17 protein-coding genes and 1 tRNA gene are annotated in these 17,561 nt (G+C 67.8%); 13 read left to right on the forward strand and 5 right to left on the reverse strand.

From position 1 onward, the window contains the following. The 5 genes from ccoP to ccoS are packed head-to-tail and all read left to right on the forward strand — an operon-like array spanning position 1 to position 5,250. Complete coding sequence (ccoP, locus tag AC07O0_RS27975) at positions 1-885, forward strand: cytochrome-c oxidase, cbb3-type subunit III (protein WP_494627762.1); 885 nt, start codon at positions 1-3, stop codon at positions 883-885. Beyond that, positions 857-2,341: a cytochrome c oxidase accessory protein CcoG gene (gene ccoG / locus AC07O0_RS27980; protein ID WP_494627764.1), complete on the forward strand. Its 1,485-nt coding sequence runs from the start codon at positions 857-859 to the stop codon at positions 2,339-2,341. Before ccoP ends, ccoG begins: the two co-directional genes overlap by 29 nt. Beyond that, positions 2,338-2,883: a FixH family protein gene (locus AC07O0_RS27985; RefSeq protein WP_494627766.1), complete on the forward strand. Its 546-nt coding sequence runs from the start codon at positions 2,338-2,340 to the stop codon at positions 2,881-2,883. Before ccoG ends, AC07O0_RS27985 begins: the two co-directional genes overlap by 4 nt. A 1-nt stretch (position 2,884) precedes the next feature. Next, the gene (locus AC07O0_RS27990) at positions 2,885-5,077 is read left to right on the forward strand and encodes a heavy metal translocating P-type ATPase (RefSeq protein WP_494627768.1); all 2,193 of its coding nucleotides are present in this window, start codon (positions 2,885-2,887) and stop codon (positions 5,075-5,077) included. After that, positions 5,074-5,250 (forward strand): cbb3-type cytochrome oxidase assembly protein CcoS, encoded by a 177-nt coding sequence (gene ccoS, locus AC07O0_RS27995; protein ID WP_494627770.1) that lies wholly within the window; start codon positions 5,074-5,076, stop codon positions 5,248-5,250. The genes AC07O0_RS27990 and ccoS overlap by 4 nt, the downstream gene beginning before the upstream one ends. An 80-nt stretch (positions 5,251-5,330) precedes the next feature. Here ccoS and AC07O0_RS28000 read toward each other — a convergent pair. The 3 genes from AC07O0_RS28000 to mnmA form a co-directional block, all read right to left on the reverse strand. After that, a tRNA-Met gene (locus AC07O0_RS28000) sits at positions 5,331-5,407 on the reverse strand. Positions 5,408-5,497: 90 nt separating this feature from the next. Further along, positions 5,498-6,127, reverse strand: a complete 630-nt coding sequence (locus tag AC07O0_RS28005; protein ID WP_494627772.1) for a class I SAM-dependent methyltransferase — start codon at positions 6,125-6,127, stop codon at positions 5,498-5,500. Then, on the reverse strand, positions 6,124-7,308 hold the full coding sequence (mnmA, locus tag AC07O0_RS28010; protein WP_494627774.1) for a tRNA 2-thiouridine(34) synthase MnmA: 1,185 nt from the start codon (positions 7,306-7,308) through the stop codon (positions 6,124-6,126). The genes AC07O0_RS28005 and mnmA overlap by 4 nt, the downstream gene beginning before the upstream one ends. A 246-nt stretch (positions 7,309-7,554) precedes the next feature. Between mnmA and AC07O0_RS28015 the strand changes: the two genes are divergently transcribed. The 8 genes from AC07O0_RS28015 to flbD all read left to right on the forward strand — a co-directional run bounded on the left by AC07O0_RS28015 (position 7,555) and on the right by flbD (position 15,570). Further along, positions 7,555-9,150, forward strand: coding sequence for a flagellar hook-length control protein FliK (locus AC07O0_RS28015; RefSeq protein WP_494627776.1), 1,596 nt, complete (start codon positions 7,555-7,557; stop codon positions 9,148-9,150). 14 nt (positions 9,151-9,164) lie between these two features. Continuing rightward, positions 9,165-9,842 carry a flagellar hook assembly protein FlgD gene (locus tag AC07O0_RS28020; RefSeq protein WP_494627778.1) on the forward strand — a complete coding sequence of 226 codons (678 nt, stop codon included), beginning with the start codon at positions 9,165-9,167 and terminating at the stop codon, positions 9,840-9,842. 112 nt (positions 9,843-9,954) lie between these two features. Continuing rightward, positions 9,955-10,230 (forward strand): CtrA inhibitor SciP, encoded by a 276-nt coding sequence (sciP, locus tag AC07O0_RS28025; protein ID WP_057191455.1) that lies wholly within the window; start codon positions 9,955-9,957, stop codon positions 10,228-10,230. Between the two features lie 200 nt (positions 10,231-10,430). Beyond that, complete coding sequence (gene fliF / locus AC07O0_RS28030) at positions 10,431-12,116, forward strand: flagellar basal-body MS-ring/collar protein FliF (RefSeq protein ID WP_494627780.1); 1,686 nt, start codon at positions 10,431-10,433, stop codon at positions 12,114-12,116. 95 nt (positions 12,117-12,211) lie between these two features. Further along, entirely contained in the window at positions 12,212-13,216 is a 1,005-nt protein-coding gene (fliG, locus tag AC07O0_RS28035; RefSeq protein WP_494627847.1) for a flagellar motor switch protein FliG, read from the forward strand. A gap of 1 nt (position 13,217) precedes the next feature. Continuing rightward, positions 13,218-13,802 (forward strand): FliH/SctL family protein, encoded by a 585-nt coding sequence (locus AC07O0_RS28040; protein WP_494627782.1) that lies wholly within the window; start codon positions 13,218-13,220, stop codon positions 13,800-13,802. 5 nt (positions 13,803-13,807) lie between these two features. Beyond that, on the forward strand, positions 13,808-14,161 hold the full coding sequence (gene fliN, locus AC07O0_RS28045; RefSeq protein WP_092156582.1) for a flagellar motor switch protein FliN: 354 nt from the start codon (positions 13,808-13,810) through the stop codon (positions 14,159-14,161). A 44-nt stretch (positions 14,162-14,205) separates the two neighbouring features. Next, positions 14,206-15,570: a sigma-54-dependent transcriptional regulator FlbD gene (gene flbD, locus AC07O0_RS28050; RefSeq protein WP_494627785.1), complete on the forward strand. Its 1,365-nt coding sequence runs from the start codon at positions 14,206-14,208 to the stop codon at positions 15,568-15,570. A gap of 62 nt (positions 15,571-15,632) precedes the next feature. Here flbD and AC07O0_RS28055 read toward each other — a convergent pair whose 3' ends face one another. Both AC07O0_RS28055 and AC07O0_RS28060 read right to left on the reverse strand, forming a co-directional pair. Beyond that, a complete protein-coding gene (locus AC07O0_RS28055) occupies positions 15,633-15,917 on the reverse strand; it encodes a hypothetical protein (protein WP_494627787.1) in 285 nt (94 codons plus the stop codon). 190 nt (positions 15,918-16,107) lie between these two features. Further along, complete coding sequence (locus tag AC07O0_RS28060; RefSeq protein ID WP_494627789.1) at positions 16,108-17,538, reverse strand: MFS transporter; 1,431 nt, start codon at positions 17,536-17,538, stop codon at positions 16,108-16,110. Between the last annotated feature and the right edge of the window lie 23 nt (positions 17,539-17,561).

Here is a 17,561-nt window from a genome sequence, read left to right on the forward strand (position 1 = left end):
ATGGACCAGAAGCACGAGGATCCGCATGTCGATGCCGCCACCGGCTACAGCACGACCGGCCATGAATGGGACGGCATTCGCGAGCTCAACACGCCATTGCCGCGCTGGTGGCTCGGCGTCTTCTACGCGACCATCGTCTGGTCGATCGGCTACTGGATCGTCTATCCGGCCTGGCCGCTGCTGACCGATGCGACCAAGGGCGTGATCGGCTATGCCAGCCGCGCCGAGATCAGCGCCGAGATGGCCAGGCTCAAGGCACAGCGCGCGGCGCAGGCCGCCGGGATGGCTGAGGCCACTCCCGAACAGATCAAGGCCGACCCGACGCTGTTCCAGATCGCGATGGCGCAGGGCAAGGCCGCCTTCGGCGACAATTGTGCGGCCTGCCACGGCGTCGGCGGCGCCGGCGCCAAGGGCTATCCCAACCTCAACGACGACGACTGGCTCTGGGGCGGCTCGCCGGCGGCGATCCAGCAGACCATCCGCCACGGCATCCGCGTCGCCGGCGACAACGACACCCGCGTCAGCCAGATGCCGGCCTTCGGGCGCGACGGCATGCTGAAGCGCGAGGAGATTGCTGCCGTCGCCAGCCATGTCCGCGAGCTCGCCGGCCTGACGACCGAGCCGAAGGCGGACCTTGTGCTCGGGCGCAAGGTCTTCGCCGACAACTGCGCCGCCTGCCATGGCGCGGCGGGCAAGGGCAATCAGGAGCTGGGCGCGCCGAACCTGACCGACGCGATCAGCCTCTACGGCATGGACATGGCCTCGCTCTCCGAGACCATCAGCAACAGCCGGAACGGGGCGATGCCGGCCTGGGCCGGGCGTCTCGACGAGACCACGATCAAAGCGCTCACCGTCTATGTCCACTCGCTGGGGGGAGGGCAGTAGCGTGAGCAGTGCCGAGACCGACCAGGACGACATCCCGCTCTTCGCGGCGTCGCGGAAGGTCTATCCGCAGAGCGTGTCCGGCCCGTTCCGGCGCGCGAAATGGCTGATTCTCTTCCTCTGCCTGGGCATCTACTACCTCCTGCCCTTCCTGCGCTGGGATCGCGGCCCGTATTTGCCGAACCAGGCGGTGCTGGCCGACATCGCCAACAACCGCTTCTATTTCTTCTTCATCGAGATCTGGCCGCAGGAGGTCTACTACTTCACCGGCCTTCTGATCCTGGCCTCCTTCATCCTCTTCCTGATGAACGCCGTCGCCGGCCGGGTCTGGTGCGGCTACCTCTGCCCGCAGACGGTCTGGACCGACCTCTTCCTCGCGGTCGAGCGCTTCTTCGAGGGTGACCGGCGCGAGCGCATGCGCCGCGACGCCGAGCCTTGGGGCTTCGACACGCTCTGGCGCAAGGGCGCCAAGCACGCGGTCTGGCTCGTCATCGCCTGGTGGACCGGCGGCGCCTGGGTGCTCTACTTCGCCGATGCGCCGACCCTGGTGCGCGAGCTTGCGACCTTCACCGCGCCGCTCTCGGCCTATGTCTGGATCGCGATCCTGACCTTCACGACCTATGCGCTCGCCGGGATCATGCGCGAGCAGGTCTGCAAGTACATGTGCCCCTGGCCGCGCATCCAGGCGGCACTGACCGACGACGAAGCGCTCAACGTCACCTACCGCTATGACCGTGGCGAGCCACGCGTCTCGGTGAAGCAGGCGGCGAAGCTGAAGGCGCAAGGCGCCGCGGCTGGCGACTGCATCGACTGCTCCCAGTGCGTCGCGGTCTGCCCGACCGGCATCGACATCCGCGATGGTGCGCAGGTCGACTGCATCCAGTGCGGCCTGTGCATCGACGCCTGCGACACCGTGATGACCAAGATCGGCCGGCCGACCCGACTGATTGCCTATGACACCGACGGCAATGTCCAGCGCCGGCTCGCCGGGCTTTCCGCGATCTATCGGCCGGTGCGCCTGCGCACGCTTGTCTACACGGCGCTGATCGTCATCGTCGGCGGCGCCATGCTCTGGCAGCTCGCGACCCGCAGCACCGCCGGCATCTCGGTGCTGCATGAGCGCACGCCGCTGTTCGTCACCCTGAGCGACGGCTCGATCCGCAATGCCTATGCGGTGCGCCTGCTCAACAAGCGCCCGGAGCACCGGCCCTTCGCCCTGACCGTCTCCGGACTGCCGGGCGTCCGGATCGAGGCGGTCGGTGTCGTGCCGAGCGCCGATCTGCGCCCCGTCGTTACGGTCGACGCCGATTCGACGCGCGAAGTGCGCGTGCTCGTCACCGTCCCGGCCGGCGTGCCGCTTGCAGCCTCGCAGGCGATCACCATCACCGCCTCCGATCTCTTTGCCGGCGAGACGGTACGAGCCGACGACCATTTCATGGCACCGGAGACCCATCGATGAGCTGCTGCGGAGTCATCATCATGCCCTATGAGAATCCGGCCTCGGCCGCTCCGCGTCGCCCCTTCCAGCTGACCGGCGGTATGGTCGCCGCCATGCTGATCCTGTTCTTCGGGGTGATCGTCTCGGTCAATGCGACGATCCTGACAATGGCGCTGCGGACGATGCCGGGGGTCGAGACCCGCAGCGCCTATGAGACGAGCCAGCACTTCAACGAGGCGATAGCCCGCCAGCACGTGCGCGATGCGCGCGGCTGGGCCGCCAACACGACGCTGACCCGGCAGGGCGAGGGCGCGGTGCTGACGGTCACCCTGGCCGATCGCAATGGCGAGCCGCTCGCCGGCCTTGCCACCAGCGCTCGCCTGCGCCACCCCGCGACCTCCGCCCGCGACCATGACCTCTCGCTGAGCGAAAGTCGGCCGGGGCGCTACGAGGCCAGCTTCGAGACGATCGAGGCCGGCTCCTGGATCCTCGAACTGCAGGCCAAGCGCGGAGAGGAGGTCGTCTTCGTCTCGCGCAGCCGCGTCAGCCTCAGGGAGCGCTGAGATGGCGGCGCAGGACCTCTCCGTCTTCGTGCGCCATCGCGATGGTGGCATCGCCAGCATGGAGCTGGCGGTCGACGGCATGCGCTGCGCCGGCTGCATGCAGGCGATCGAGGGCGGGCTTGCCCGCGAGCCGGCGATCCTCGGCGCCCGCGTCAACCTCGCGCTGAAGCGCGTTTCGGTCGAATGGTGCGAGGCGTTGCTGCGGCCCGAAGCGGTGGTCGACAAGCTCGCCGCGCTCGGCTTCAAGGCCTATCCCTTCGCGCCCGAGCGCCAGGAGGACGGGGCGATAGCTGAGGAGCGCTATCTGCTGCGCGCGCTCGGCGTCGCCGGCTTCGCCTCGATGAACATCATGCTGCTCTCGGTCGCGGTCTGGTCTGGCAACAGCGGCGACATCGACCCGACGACGCGCGACTTCTTCCACTGGCTCTCCGCCCTGATCGCGCTGCCGACGGCGGCCTATGCCGGCCGGCCCTTCTTCGAGAGCGCGCTCAGGGCGCTGAAGGCCGGCGCCGTCAACATGGACGTGCCGATCACCATCGGCGTCGTGCTCGCGCTGGTGATGTCGGTCGCCGAAACCTGGAACCATGGCCGCCACGCCTATTTCGACGGCGTTGCCATGCTGCTCTTCTTTCTGCTGATCGGGCGCTATCTCGACCAATTGATGCGGCGGCGCACCCGTGACCTTGCCGGTAATCTCGCCGCGCTCAAGGCCGAGACCGCGACAAGGCTCACCGCCGACGGCAGCACGATTGTGATGCCGATCGCGGCGATCGGGCCGGGCGATCTCGTGCTGGTGCGGCCGGGCGAACGCGTCTCGGTCGACGGCATCGTCGAGACCGGCCGCTCCGAGCTCGACCAGAGCCTCGTCACCGGCGAGACCGCCCCCATCGAAATCGGGTCCGGACAACGTGTCCATGCCGGCACGCTGAACCTGACCGGCGCCTTGACCGTGCGGGTCGAGGCGGCGGGGCAGGGCACGCTGCTCGACGAGATCGACCGGCTGATGGACCAAGCGGTCGGCAATCGCTCGCGCTATGTCCGTCTCTCCGATCGCGCCGCGCGGCTCTATGCGCCGGTGGTGCACACGTTGGCAGCCTCGACCTTCCTCGGCTGGCTCGCCTTCGGCCTGTCCTGGCCGGAAGCGCTGATGATCGCCGTCACCGTGCTGATCATCACCTGCCCCTGCGCGCTCGGCCTCGCCATCCCCGCGGTGCAGGTCGTCGCGGCCTCCGCCCTGTTCAGGCGCAAGATCATGCTGAAGGAGGGCGATGCGCTGGAGCGCCTGGCCGAGGCCGATATCGCCGTCTTCGACAAGACCGGCACGCTGACGCTGCCGGAACCGGAGATCTTCAATCCCGAAGCCTTGCCGGCCGAGCGGCATGCCGAGATCGGCGCGCTCGCGGCGGCGAGCGGGCATCCGCTGGCGCAGGCGCTCGCCCGCGCGCTCGGTGTGTCGCGTGCGGCAGAGGGCGTGCGCGAGGAGCGCGGGCAGGGCCTCCTGGTGGGGGAGGAAGACGATGAACGCCGTCTTGGCAGTGTCGCCTTCTGCGGCGCGCAAGCCGAGGCCGCCATGGTCGCGGCGCTGTATCCCGGCGCCTCGCTGATCGCCTATCGCCATGGCGCCTTCTGCATCGTGCTGGCGCTCGGGCAGGCGCTGCGCCCGCAGGCGCGCGAGACGATCGCCGCGCTGCGCAAGGCCGGGCTTCAGGTCGCGATCCTCTCCGGCGATCGGTTCGAGGCCGTCGCTCCGATCGCGGCCGAACTCGACGTCACCGAGCTGCATGCCGGCCTGATGCCGGGCGACAAGCTCGCTTTGCTCGAAAAGATGGCGGCTGATGGCCACAAGGTGTTGATGGTCGGCGACGGCCTCAACGACGCGCCGGCGCTGGCGGGGGCGCATGTCTCGCTCTCGCCGGTCAGCGCCACGCATCTGGCGCAGGCGGCGGCCGACATCGTCTTCCTCGGGGAGAGCCTCGCCCCGGTCGCGGCGGCGCTGACGATCGCGCGCAAGGCGCGCCGGCTGATGCTGCAGAACCTCTGGTTCGCCGTGCTCTACAACGCGGTCGCGGTGCCGATCGCCATCGCCGGGCTGGCGACGCCGCTGGTCGCCGCCGTCGCCATGTCCGGCTCCTCGCTGGTGGTGACGCTCAATGCGCTGCGTGCCCGCGGGGCGGCTGCAGAGGTTCGGCTGTGAACATCATCGTGATCCTATTCCCGCTGGCGCTCGGCCTCGGCCTTGCCGGGCTCGGCGCCTTCTTCTGGTGCATGCGCAGCGGCCAATACGCCGATCTCGACGGAGCCGCGTGGCGGGTGTTGCAGGATGATGATGCGGGCGAGCAGAGTGGTGACGGCGAACGCCAGAACTAGATGAAGTGCCTGCCAGCAGAACCATCACGCCGGCCCGCTCGTGCCGACGGAAGCTCACTACTGCTTGTCTGGGCTTGAGTTGGTAGCGGGAGAGGGACTCGAACCCCCGACACGCGGATTATGATTCCGCTGCTCTAACCAGCTGAGCTACCCCGCCCCGATGGCGACGCGCCGTGAACGGCGGTCAATCGCGACGGCGCGGATATAGGGGGCGGCGGGCGTCGGCGTCAAGCCTTGATGGTGCCGATCAGCTCAGCTTCCTCAGCCTGACCACCTTGAAATAGCCCTGGCCGACATGGACGGTCTCGTAGCGGCCGGTGGCGGCGGCCCAGTCGGTCAGGCGCGAGACCTTGAAATCGCTGCTCCAGCCGATCGCCCTGGCCAGCGGCGCGACCGCCTTCCAGAACGGCGCGGCGAAGCCGCCATCGTCGACGAGGCGGCTGGAGATGACGATCTCGCCGCCCGGGCGCAGCACCCGGTCCATCTCGGCAAGCGCCTGCTCGGGATCGGGCACCAGGGTGATGACGAACTGGGCGGTGACTGCGTCGAAGGAGTTGTCGGCGAAGCCGAGTCGGCAGGCGTCCATCACCATCAGGCCGCGGACATGGGTCAGGCCCTGGCTGAGCACCTTGCCACGGGCGACGCGCAGCATGTCGAGCGAGAGGTCGGCGCCGACGACCTGCCGGTCGCGCTCGAAATAGGGCAGGGTCAGTCCGGTGCCGACGCCGATCTCGAGGATGTCGCGGCCGCTGGCGCAGGCCGCCGCCACCGCCTCGCGCTGGGCGCGGGCGAGCAGGCCCTGATAGATCCGGTCGTAGAATTTCGCCCAGACCGCATAGACGCGCTTTTGCGCGTCGAGACCGTTCGTCATCGTCATGTGGTGGCGTAGGCGGGCTCGGGCTGCGGCGCCGGGCGCGGCGCCCGGTTGGCCATGATGACGCCGCCGCCGAGCACGCGGGCTCCGCTGCCGGCATGGTCGTAGATCACGCAGGCCTGGCCGGGCGAGACGCCCTCTTCGCCCTGCGCCAAGAGGACATGAACGCCCTTGTCGTCGGCGAGCAGGCGGGCCTCGCGCGGGGCACGGGTCGAGCGGACGCGGACCGCGACCTCAATGCCTTCGGACGGCAGGTCGGCGAGGGCGACGTCGCCGATCCAGTTGAGGTCGCGCAGGTCGACGCGGCTGACACTGAGCGCCTCGCGCGGGCCGACGATGACGCGGGCGTTCTCGGCGTCGAGCGCGACGACATAGAGCGGTTCGCCACTGCTGATGCCGAGGCCCTTGCGCTGGCCGACGGTGTAGCGCAGCACGCCCTCATGCTCGCCGAGGACGCGGCCGTCGAGATGGACGATGGCGCCCGGGCGGGCGGCGCCCGGCTTCAGGCGCTCGATCACCTCGGCATAGCGGCCGTTTGGCACGAAGCAGATGTCCTGGCTGTCGGGCTTGTCGGCGATGGCGAGGCCGAATTCGGCGGCGAGCGCGCGGGTCTGGGCCTTGTCGAGGCCGCCGAGCGGGAAGCGCAGCAGATCGAGCTGCTCCTGCGTCGTCGCATAGAGGAAATAGCTCTGGTCGCGGCTCTCATCGGCGGCGCGGAACAGGCCGCGATGGCCGGTGCCGAGGTCGCGGCTGGCAACATAATGGCCGGTGGCGAGCGCATCGGCCCCGAGCTCGCGGGCGAGGCCGAGCAGGTCGCGGAACTTGACGGTGCGATTGCACTCGACGCAGGGGATCGGCGTCTCGCCGGCGAGATAGCTCTCAGCGAAGCGCTCGATCACCGCATCGCGGAAGCGGCTCTCATAGTCGAGCACGTAGTGCGGGATGCCGATCGCCTCGGCGACGCGGCGGGCGTCATGGATGTCCTGGCCGGCGCAGCAGGCGCCGGCGCGGTGGACGGCGGCACCGTGATCGTAGAGCTGCAAGGTGACGCCGACGACATCATAGCCCTGGCGCTTCAGCAGCGCCGCCACCACCGAGGAATCGACGCCGCCCGACATGGCCGCGACGACCCGCGTCGCCGATGGCGGCTTGGCGATGTCGAGCGAGTTGAGGGAAACGGTCATCAGGGTTCCGGATGGGACGGGCGCAATGCGCTCGAGGATTTGGGCGCTCTATAGCGGTTTTGACAGGTGCGGGCCAGCACAAGGCCGGCAAATCCTGCCGGGTCGAGCTGGCAATGAAGCGATTCCTGCCGGGTCGAGAGCAGGCACTATTCATTCAAGCGACTGAATCCTAAAGGCTTTCCGGTTGGCTCGCCCTTTGCTCCTACGATAGCGGCCACATCACGGTTTTGTTCCGGAGAGTATCCCATGTCCGCCGCGCCGGTCTCGCGTTCGTCCGCGCTGCCCGAGATCCCGCTTCCCAGCCGCCGCGCGCCTGAGCGCAGCGAGCCCGAGCAGGCCTTCGCCCTGCCGCCGGAGCCTGTGGAGCGGCCGCGTCCGCGCGTCGACGATGATGGCAGCGCGCGCGAAAATGCGCCGCCGCGCGAGGCTTCGAAGCCGGATGGCGACGGCCGTCGGACGACGGCAGCCGACGCCAAGTCCACTAACCGTGCCGATGAGGCCGGCAAGGACGGGAAGACGGCGAAGGCAGCCGAGCCCGCCGACAAAGCGAAAGAAGACTCCGGAACCGATCAGGTCTCGACGAAGGACGCCACGGCTACCGATGGCAAGAAGGCCGAGACGGCCGCAGGCGAGAAGCCGGTGAAGGGCAAGACGGCGGAGGAAATCAAGGCCGGGCTCGACGGAGTGCCCGCGGTCGCCGAGGGCAAGCCGGAGGCACCGGCCGTTCCGGTCGTTACGCCGCAAACCGTGCCGGTTCCTCCCGTTGCGGCCGAGTTCCTCGCGCTGGCGGCTTTGACGCTCCAGGGCGGCGAGCCGGCCAAGCCGGACGGTACTGCTACGCCGGAGAGCAAGCCGGAAGGCCAGGTCGTTGCGGCGAGTACTGTTGCGAGCGCTGCTGCGCAGGCGGCGGCGAATGGTGTCGTCGTCCCGGTTCCGGCGGCGCTGGTGAAGGTCGAGGCCCAGGCCAATGCGGGTGGCGAGGCCACTGCGGTCGGCACCAAGGCCGGCGTGGCCACGGAGCTTCCGGCAGCCGGTGTCGCGATGAAAGTGGAAGCGAAGCTTGGCGAGGGCCAGCAAGGCGAGGCCAAGGCCGAGGGGCAGGCGGCGCCGAAGGATGGATCAGAGGCCGGCAAGGCGACGGCGGCCACCGCAGGCGGCGAGATCAAGCTCGCCGAGACGAGCCATGCAGGTCAGCCTGCACAGGCGGGCGCCAAGGACGATGCCACCCCGGCTGTCGGCACACAGCAGGCGAACGCCCCCTTGAGCCCGCAGGCGATCCTCGCTGCCGGGCCGCAGAGCCTGACCACGCCGCAGGCACCCTTGACCGAGCTCGACGCTGCCGCGCAGGCGACGGCCCAGGCTCAGGCCGAAGCCGCCCACCGGACGCTTTCGGGCGAGACCGGCCGGGCGACGCCGCTGCATGTCGTGCCGGTCGAGATCGGCGCCCAGGCACTTGCCGGCAACAAACGCTTCGACATCAGACTCGATCCGGCCGAGCTCGGGCGGATCGATGTCCGCCTCGAAATCTCCGACAAGGGCGAGGTCAGCGCCAAGCTGACGGTCGACCGGGTCGAGACACTGCATATGCTCCAGCGCGATGCGCGCACGCTTGAGCGCGCCTTCGAGCAGGCGGGGCTGAAGCCCTCCGAGGGCGGCATCGACATGAGTCTGCGCGATTCCAGCGACCAGCAGGCGGGCGCTCGCCAGCAGCGCCAGGATGACGAGACGCCGCGCGGCCGCCGCGCCTGGGTCCAGGCCACCGACGACAGCGCGCTCGTCACCGAAGTGGCGAGCCTGCCACGCAATGCCAGCCGCCTCGGCGGCGTCGATCTCAGTATCTGAAGGAGGGACGGGCAATGGCCGTTTCCAACACTGGCACCTGGAGCCCCCAGCAGATCGCGGCCGCGCAGAACAACACTGCGACCGGCAGCGGTACCTCGATCGCCAATAATTTCGATCAGTTCCTGACGCTGCTGACGACGCAGCTTCGGAACCAGAACCCGCTCGACCCGCTCGACACCAACCAGTTCACCCAGCAGCTGGTGCAGTTCGCCGGCGTCGAGCAGCAGCTCAAGCAGAACGAGACGCTGACCGCGCTGCTCGGCGTCAGCAAGGCGACGACGGGCGCGAGCGCGATCGGCTTCGTCGGGCAAACTGTCACCGCCGATGGTGCGGCAACGCAGCTCAAGGACGGCAAGGCCGAGTGGAAGCTCAACGCCTCCAAGGGCGGCACCGGCACGATCACGATCAAGGATTCGAGCGGCAAGGTGGTCTACAGCGGCACGAAGGCGCTGACGGCCGGCGACCAGACCTATAGCTGGGACGGCAAGACCTCGACGGGGGCGACAGCGCCCGAAGGGGAGTACACCATCACGATCGATGGCAAGGACGTGTCCGGCGCGGCGATCACGGTCAAGACCGAGATCACCGGCAAGGTCGACGGCATCGACTTCTCCACGACCGTGCCGACGCTGCTGATCGGTGCGATCAAGGTTCCGCTCGATCGGGTCAAGTCGGTGAAGAGCACCTCCTGACAGGATGCGCCATGCCCCATGCCGAAAGCCTGTGCGATTGCTTTAGGCAAAATTTAAGCCCGTCAGGATTAGGCTCCTGGGCAGTAGGTCTGTTGAGTTGTGTGAGAGTACCATGACCGAGCCGCTGCGACCGCGCGTCAAATATGTCATCGGGCCCGACGGGAGCCCGCTGACGATCGCCGATCTGCCGCCGATGAATACGCGCCGCTGGGTGATCCGGCGCAAGGCCGAGGTCGTCGCCGCCGTGCGCGGCGGCCTGCTCAGCCTCGAGGAGGCCTGCCAGCGCTACACGCTGACGGTCGACGAATTTCTGAGCTGGCAATCTTCGATCGACCAGCACGGCCTTGCCGGCCTGCGCACCACCCGTATCCAGCACTATCGTCAGTAAGCCTTTCTGGCAGCTGCAAAAATTCAAGGGGGCGTCGGTCGAATGGCCGGCGCCTTTCGCATTTGGCTGTGTGTCGTCCCAGCCGAACTGTCCCGTTTCTCAACAGCCGTTAACCGGGTGCTAACCATGCACCGGGAAAAACTTGCCTAGTGGTGTGTCTGCGCGTTGGTCTCGCGGGCACCGGGCGACGGAAAAACGGCGTGAACGGGCTAGTCGAACAGTTCCGGAGATTCGGCGCGGCGCGGCTGGCGGCGATGCTGGCGGTGACGCTGGCGCTGATCGGCTTCTTCGCCTTCGTCATGCTGCGCATGTCGCAGCCGGCGATGGGCGTGCTCTTCGCCGACCTGTCGAGCCAGGACGTCAGCGCCATCACCAAGGACCTCGACACGCGCGGGGTCAAATACGAACTGCGCGGCGACGGGCAGACCATCCTGGCGCCGCGCGCCGATGTGCCGAAGCTCAGGCTCGAGCTCGCTGGCAAGGGCATCCCGTCCGGTGGCGGCGTCGGCTACGAGATCTTCGACAAGGGCGACGCCTTCTCCTCGACCAGCTTCGTCCAGAACATCAACCATCTGCGTGCGCTCGAAGGCGAGCTCTCGCGCACCATCCGCTCGATCAGCCGCGTCCAGGCGGCCCGCGTCCATCTCGTCATTCCCGAGCGGCGCCTGTTCGAGCGCGACCGCGAGCCGCCGCGTGCCTCGATCGCGCTCAAGCTCGCCGGTGATCTCGACAACGCCCAGGTCCGGGCGATCCGCCATCTCGTTTCCTCCGCCGTGGACGGTTTGAAGCCCGAGCGCGTTTCGATCGTCGACGAGCGCGGCCGACTCCTCGCCGACGGCGCCCAGGGCGAGCAGGGCATGATCGGCGTCGCCCTCGACGAGCGCCAGGGCGTGATCGAGCGGCGGATCAAGGCGCAGGTCGATGACATCGTCGCCAGCATCGTCGGCCCGGGCCGCGCCCGTGTGCAGGTTTCGGCCTTGCTCGATTCGAACCGGGTCGAGAGCCGCTCGGAGACCTTCGATCCCGAGAGCAAGGTCATCCGTTCGAGCCAGAACCGCACGGAAGCCTCGGCCACCAGCGAACAGCGCGAGGGCGTCACCGTCGGCAACGAGTTGCCGGGCGCGCAGCAGAACCAGCAACAGCAGGCCGCGCAGCGCGACACCAACTCGAAGAACGAAGAGGTCGTCAACTACGAGATCTCGCGCACCACGCGGACCGAAGTGCAGGAGGGTGGGCGCGTCCGCAAGCTCTCCGTCGCTGTGCTCGTCGACGGCGTCTACAGCCGGCAAGGCAACGAAACGAACTATCAGCCCCGCTCGCAGGAAGAGCTGGAGCGCATTGGTCAGCTGGTGCGGACGGCGATTGGCTTCGACCGCCAGCGCGGCGACCAGGTCGAGGTCGTCAATCTGCGCTTTGCCGAGGCGCCGCAGGCGCCGACGGACCTCATCGAGCAGACCCTGATACAGCAGCTCCTTTCCTTCACCAGGGAGGACATGGTCCGTTTCGCCGAGATGGGCGTGATCGCGCTGCTCGTCCTGATCGTGCTGATGGTCGTGGTGCGCCCGCTGCTCAAGCAGGTGCTCGCGCCGGATCGTGAGCTCCGCGCCATCCCGAGCTTCATGCGCAACGGCGTAGTGGTCGTCGATCAGGGCACGGGTGATCCGTCGACCTTCTCCTCGGCCTCCAGCGGCGCGGGCTCCGGCGCCGGGGGAGAGCCAGGCCAGATCGATGTCGAGGCGCCGTCGGAGCGCATGCTCGCGATCGCGCAGATCAAGGGCCAGCTCAAGGCGCAGTCGGTCGAGAAGATCGGCGCCATGGTCGCGCAAAACCCGGCGGATTCCGTCGCGGTGCTGCGCGGCTGGATCCACGAGAAAGCACCAGCGTGACGGGAGCCTGAACCATGGCCGCGACACGCTCCATCGCAACCCGCAGCGGAAGCGCCGGCTCCGACAGCGATTCCGCGAGCTATAACGACGGCCCGATGATGCTCGACAGCATGACCGGGCCGCAGCGCGCCGCGGTCATCCTGCTCATCCTCGGCGAAGAGCACGGCCGGGTGATCTGGCAGGAATTCGACGACGAAGAGATCCGCATCATCACCCGCGCCATGGCGGAGCTCGGCACGGTCGATTCCGACCAGGTCGAGAAGCTGATGCTCGATTTCGTCGGCAAGCTGTCGAGCGCTGGCGCGATCACCGGCTCCTTCGACCGGACGATCTCGCTGCTCGAGAAAATCCTGCCGACCGACCAGGTCGCGCTGATCATGGAAGAGATTCGCGGTCCGGCCGGCCGCAACATGTGGCAGAAGCTCGGCAATATCGACGCAGTCGTGCTCGCCAACTTCCTGAAGAACGAATACCCGCAGACGATCGCCGTCATCCTGTCGCGCATCCGCCCCGATCACTCGGCCAGCGTGCTGCGCAACCTGCCGAACGAGCTTTCGATAGAGGTCGTCGGCCGGATGCTGCGCATGGAATCTGTGCAGAAGGAGGCTCTCGACCACATCGAGAACACGCTGCGCACCGAATTCGTCTCGACTCTGACGCAAACGCGCCGGCGCGACCCGCACGAGATGATGGCGGAGATCTTCAACGGTTTCGACCGCCAGACCGAAGTGCGCTTCCTCGCGGCGCTCGACGCCACCAACCAGGAATCGGCCGAGCGCATCCGCGCCCTGATGTTCACCTTCGAGGACCTAGGCAAGCTCGACTCGGCCGGGCTGCAGACCCTGATGCGCCAGGTCGACAAGGACACGCTGGCGCGCGCCCTCAAGGGGGCGAACGAAGATATGCGCGCCTTCTTCCTCGGGGCGATGTCGCAGCGTGCCGGCAAGAATCTGCAGGACGACATGCAGGGCCTCGGACCCTTGCGCCTCAAGGAGGTCGACGAGGCGCAGATGAAGATGGTGACCCTGGCCAAGGACCTCGCCGAGAAGGGCGAGATCGTGATCTCCAAGGGCAATGCCGAAGACGAGCTGGTGTACTGAGATGGCAGCAGCCAAGAAATTCATGTTCGCCACCGACTTCAGCGGCAACGGCCGCAAGGGGGTCGACGAGGCAGCGCTCGAGGCCGCCAAGGCAGATGCTTTCCGCAGTGGCCACGATCTGGCTCGGCGCGAGGCCGACCAGCAATTGGGCGCCTTGCTTGCGCAATTGGTGCGCCATGGCGAGCAGCTCCTGGCGCGACAGGACGAGCGGCTGGCCCAGATCGAGGCGCAGGCCGCACAGCTCGCTGTCGCGACCGCGCGCAGCCTCGCGGGAGCTGCCCTGGCTGACAAGCCGCTGGCGCAACTGCTCGCTGCGGCGCGCGAATGCTTGGCGCATGCCCGCCAGGCGCCGCATCTGGCGATCCGGGTGCATGAAAGCCTGGTCGAGACCGTCGAAGGCAAGCTCGCGGGCCTCGCCCGCGAGACCGGGTTCGCCGGCCGCATCGTCGTGCTCGGCGAGCCCGACATCGCGCTCGGCGATGGTCGGCTGGAATGGGCCGATGGCGGCATCGCGATCGAAAGTGCAGCGCTCGACGAAGCGGTCGACAAGGCAGTCAGGGCCGTCTTCGGCCCGGCAGCGGGGTAAGACAGATGCCAAACGAAAACGACCTCAACCTGCCGCCGCTCAACCCGGCCGATCTCTCCTTCGACCATAATGCCGCGGACTCGGTGGCGCGCTCCGGGCCGGTGCCGGTCAAGACAGCGGAGGACCTCGAGCAGGTCTTCGACGTGCCCGTCACGGTCTCCGCCGTGCTCGGCTCGTCGCGGATCGCGGTCGGCGACCTCCTGCGGGTCACGCCAGGCACGGTGCTGGAGCTCGACCGGCGCGTCGGCGAGGCGATCGACATCTTCGTCAACGAGCGCCTGGTGGCGCGCGGCGAGGTCGTAGTGGTCGAGGAGCGCCTCGGCGTGACCATGACGGAAATCATCAAGACCGACCGGTGACGAGCCGGCCGGAGCGACTGCATCTTTCAAGGAAGGCCTGAGCCATGCGCCTCATCATCGTCGGCAGCCTCAAGGGCCAGCTCATCACCGCCGCCAAGATCGCGGTGTCACAAGGCGCCGCCGTCACCCACGCCGAGAGCGTCGAGCAGGCGCTGGCGGTGCTGCGCGCCAAGGGCGGCGACCTCCTGATGGTCGATGTCGAGCAGCCGATCGCCAAATTGGTCGCGGCTCTGGATGCCGAGCGCATCCGCACCCCGCTGGTCGCCTGCGGCACCTCGACCGATGCCCGCGCCGCCGTCGCTGCGATCCAGGCCGGAGCGCGCGAATATGTGCCGCTGCCGCCCGATCCCGAGCTGATCGCGGCCGTGCTTGCCGCCGTCGCGGGCGACAAGGCGAGCCTGATCTGGCGCGATCCGGCGATGGAGCGTGTCGTGCAGCTCGCCAACCAGATCGCGCGCTCGGATGCGCCGGTGCTGGTCACCGGCGAGAGCGGCACCGGCAAGGAGATGATCGCGCAGCATCTGCACCAGAAGTCGCTGCGCAAGGACAAGCCGTTCGTCGCCGTGAACTGCGCCGCCATCCCCGACAACCTGCTCGAATCCGAATTGTTCGGCCATGAGAAGGGTGCCTTCACCGGCGCGATCGCGCGGCGTATCGGCAAGTTCGAAGAGGCCAATGGCGGCACGCTGCTGCTCGACGAAATCTCCGAGATGGATGTGCGCTTGCAGGCCAAGCTGCTGCGGGCGCTGCAGGAGCGGATGATCGACCGGGTCGGTGGCACGCAGCCGGTCAAGGTCGATCTGCGCATCATCGCCACCTCGAACCGCAATCTCGGCGATGCCGTGCGCGAAGGCTCCTTCCGCGAGGACTTGTTCTACCGGCTGAACGTCGTGCATCTGCGCCTGCCGGCGCTGCGTGAGCGGCCAGGCGACATCCTGGCGCTGGCCGATCATTTCGCCAAGAAATATGCCGAGCTGAACGGCATGCCGCTGCGGCCGATCGCGGCCGAGGCGCGCAAGCTCCTGCTCGGCAACGGCTGGCGCGGCAATGTCCGCGAACTGGAGAACACGGTGCATCGCGCCGTGCTGCTGGCCCAGGGCGTCGAGATCGGCACAGAGGCGATGCTGACGCCGGAAGGCGAGACGCTCGGTCCGGCAAGCGGTCGCGACGTGGCCTCGCGGGCGGCGCAGACGGCTGAGGCGGTGACGCGCGGCCTAGTCGGACGGACCGTCGCCGATGTCGAGCGCGACCTCATCCTCGACACGCTCGACCATTGCCTCGGCAATCGGACCCATGCCGCCAAGATCCTGGGCATCTCGATCCGGACGCTGCGCAACAAGCTCAGCGAATATGTCGCCGCCGGCGTGCCGGTCGCGGAGCCGGGCCAGGCGCGGACGACGTCTCTCTGACGCTCGACGATCGTTGAAAAAGAAGAGGGCCGGAGCGTGTGCTCCGGCCCGTCCGCGGCCGCTCAGTAGTAGTAGCGGCGGCGATAGTAATAGCGCCGCGGGCGGTAATAGTAGCGCGGGCGATAGTAGTGGCGCCGGTAGTAGCGCGGCCTGCGGTAATAATAGTACTGGCTGAAGTCGGCGTCGGCCTTGTCGAGGCCGTCCTTGAGCTCCTCAGGCAGCTCTTCCGGCTTCCTGGCCGGCAGCGGGGCGAGCTTGGGCTGCGCCGCTTCCGAAGCGGCGATGCCGCCGACGCTGGCCACGGCGAGACCGCCGAACAGCGCCATCACGAATGAACGTCGATCCATGTTCATGCCTCCAGTTGGTTCGATCCAGGCGCCGCGTTCCCACGAGCCTCACTCTATTCCCCTTCTTGACCATTCGTCACGTTGGCGATGTGACGATGGTTCACAAAAAGGGCCGACGGCGCGGGAGTCCGGCCGTTAGCTGGTTGTGACGGTTTGAGAGGCAATCGCCTCGTTGACAGTCGCAGCGTCCTCATATCGCTCCCAGCGGCTTGCTGACGTCTTCGAGCGAGCGGCGCTCGGCTTTCACCGCAAAGCGCCAGGCGATCAGGCCGGCGGCGATCATCAGCACGGCGCCGAACAGATAGCCGCCGAAGACGCTCATGCGCGAGCCGGTATCGATCAGCGCGCCGAACAGCCAAGGACCGGCGACGCCGCCGAGCCCGGTGCCGAGGGAATAGAACACCGCGATTGCCAGCGCCCTGATCTCCAGCGGATAGGTTTCGCTCACGGTCAGATACGCCGAACTCGCCGCGGCAGATGCGAAGAAGAAGACGATGCTCCAGCAGATGGTGAGCTGGTTGGCGGAGACCAGCTCACGGGCGAAGAGATAGCCGGTTCCGGCGAGCAGGACACCGGAGAGGATATAGGTCGCAGCGATCATCGGGCGCCGGCCGAGCGTGTCGAAAAGCCGCCCGATCAGAACCGGACCGAGGAAATTGCCGGCGGCGAAGGGCAGGATGAACCAGCCGATCAGATTGGACGGGACGGCGTAGAAGTCGGTGAGGATCAGCGCGTAGGTGAAGAAGATCGCGTTGTAGAAGAACGCCTGCGACGTCATCAGCGCCAGGGCGACCAAGGTGCGCGGCCGGTGTGTGACGAAGAGCGTGTGAGCCACTTCACTCATCGGTGTGCGCGAGCGCGGGCGCAGGGTGAGCGTGGGCAGCTTGGCGGCAGGCTGCGGCGGCGAGAAGGATTCGATGTGGGCGACGATGGCCTGGGCCTCGGCGATGCGGCCATGGCTCATCAGCCAGCGCGGGCTTTCCGGGATCCACTGCCGCAGGATCATGATGATCAGGCCGAGCACGGCGCCGATGAAGAAGGCGAGGCGCCAGCCGGTGTCGGGCGAGACGAAGGCGGGATCGAGCAGGACTATAGCGGCGACGCCGCCGATCGCAGCGCCGACCCAGAAGGAGCCGTTGATGACGAGATCGGTCCAGCCGCGCACGCGCGCCGGCACCAGCTCCTGGATGGTGGAGTTGATCGCAGTGTATTCGCCGCCTATGCCCATGCCCGTCAGGAAACGGAAGAGCAGGAAGCTCCACAAATTCCAGGAGAATGCGGTCGCGGCCGTTGCGGTGAGATAGACCAGCACGGTGATGGTGAAGAGCTTCTTGCGGCCGAGCCGGTCGGTGAGCCAGCCGAAGAAGACGGCGCCGATGACCGCGCCGGCGAGATAGGCGGCGCCCGCCATGCCGACTTCGGTGTTGGTGAACCGCAAGGTCGGGCTTTCCTTGAGGGCGCCGGAGACGGCGCCGGCGAGCGTGACTTCGAGCCCATCGAGAATCCAGGTGACGCCGAGCGCCACGACGACGAGCGTGTGAAACCGCGACCAGGGCAACCGGTCGAGCCTGGCCGGAATGTCGGTGACGATCTCGCCCGAGCTTTCGCGTCCTTCGTTCAAAAGGCTTTCCCTTCGACAGACGG

Source organism: Allobosea sp. GW821-FHT10B12, from assembly GCF_059415545.1.

Bases quoted from the DNA above. Each gene is read 5' to 3' on its own strand.
- ccoP (WP_494627762.1), top strand. From the start codon at position 1: ATGGACCAGAAGCACGAGGATCCGCATGTCGATGCCGCCACCGGCTAC.
- ccoG (WP_494627764.1), top strand. From the start codon at position 857: ATGTCCACTCGCTGGGGGGAGGGCAGTAGCGTGAGCAGTGCCGAGACC.
- AC07O0_RS27985 (WP_494627766.1), top strand. From the start codon at position 2,338: ATGAGCTGCTGCGGAGTCATCATCATGCCCTATGAGAATCCGGCCTCG.
- AC07O0_RS27990 (WP_494627768.1), top strand. From the start codon at position 2,885: ATGGCGGCGCAGGACCTCTCCGTCTTCGTGCGCCATCGCGATGGTGGC.
- AC07O0_RS28005 (WP_494627772.1), bottom strand. From the start codon at position 6,127: ATGACGATGACGAACGGTCTCGACGCGCAAAAGCGCGTCTATGCGGTC.
- mnmA (WP_494627774.1), bottom strand. From the start codon at position 7,308: ATGACCGTTTCCCTCAACTCGCTCGACATCGCCAAGCCGCCATCGGCG.
- AC07O0_RS28015 (WP_494627776.1), top strand. From the start codon at position 7,555: ATGTCCGCCGCGCCGGTCTCGCGTTCGTCCGCGCTGCCCGAGATCCCG.
- AC07O0_RS28020 (WP_494627778.1), top strand. From the start codon at position 9,165: ATGGCCGTTTCCAACACTGGCACCTGGAGCCCCCAGCAGATCGCGGCC.
- sciP (WP_057191455.1), top strand. From the start codon at position 9,955: ATGACCGAGCCGCTGCGACCGCGCGTCAAATATGTCATCGGGCCCGAC.
- fliG (WP_494627847.1), top strand. From the start codon at position 12,212: ATGATGCTCGACAGCATGACCGGGCCGCAGCGCGCCGCGGTCATCCTG.
- AC07O0_RS28040 (WP_494627782.1), top strand. From the start codon at position 13,218: ATGGCAGCAGCCAAGAAATTCATGTTCGCCACCGACTTCAGCGGCAAC.
- fliN (WP_092156582.1), top strand. From the start codon at position 13,808: ATGCCAAACGAAAACGACCTCAACCTGCCGCCGCTCAACCCGGCCGAT.
- flbD (WP_494627785.1), top strand. From the start codon at position 14,206: ATGCGCCTCATCATCGTCGGCAGCCTCAAGGGCCAGCTCATCACCGCC.
- AC07O0_RS28055 (WP_494627787.1), bottom strand. From the start codon at position 15,917: ATGGATCGACGTTCATTCGTGATGGCGCTGTTCGGCGGTCTCGCCGTG.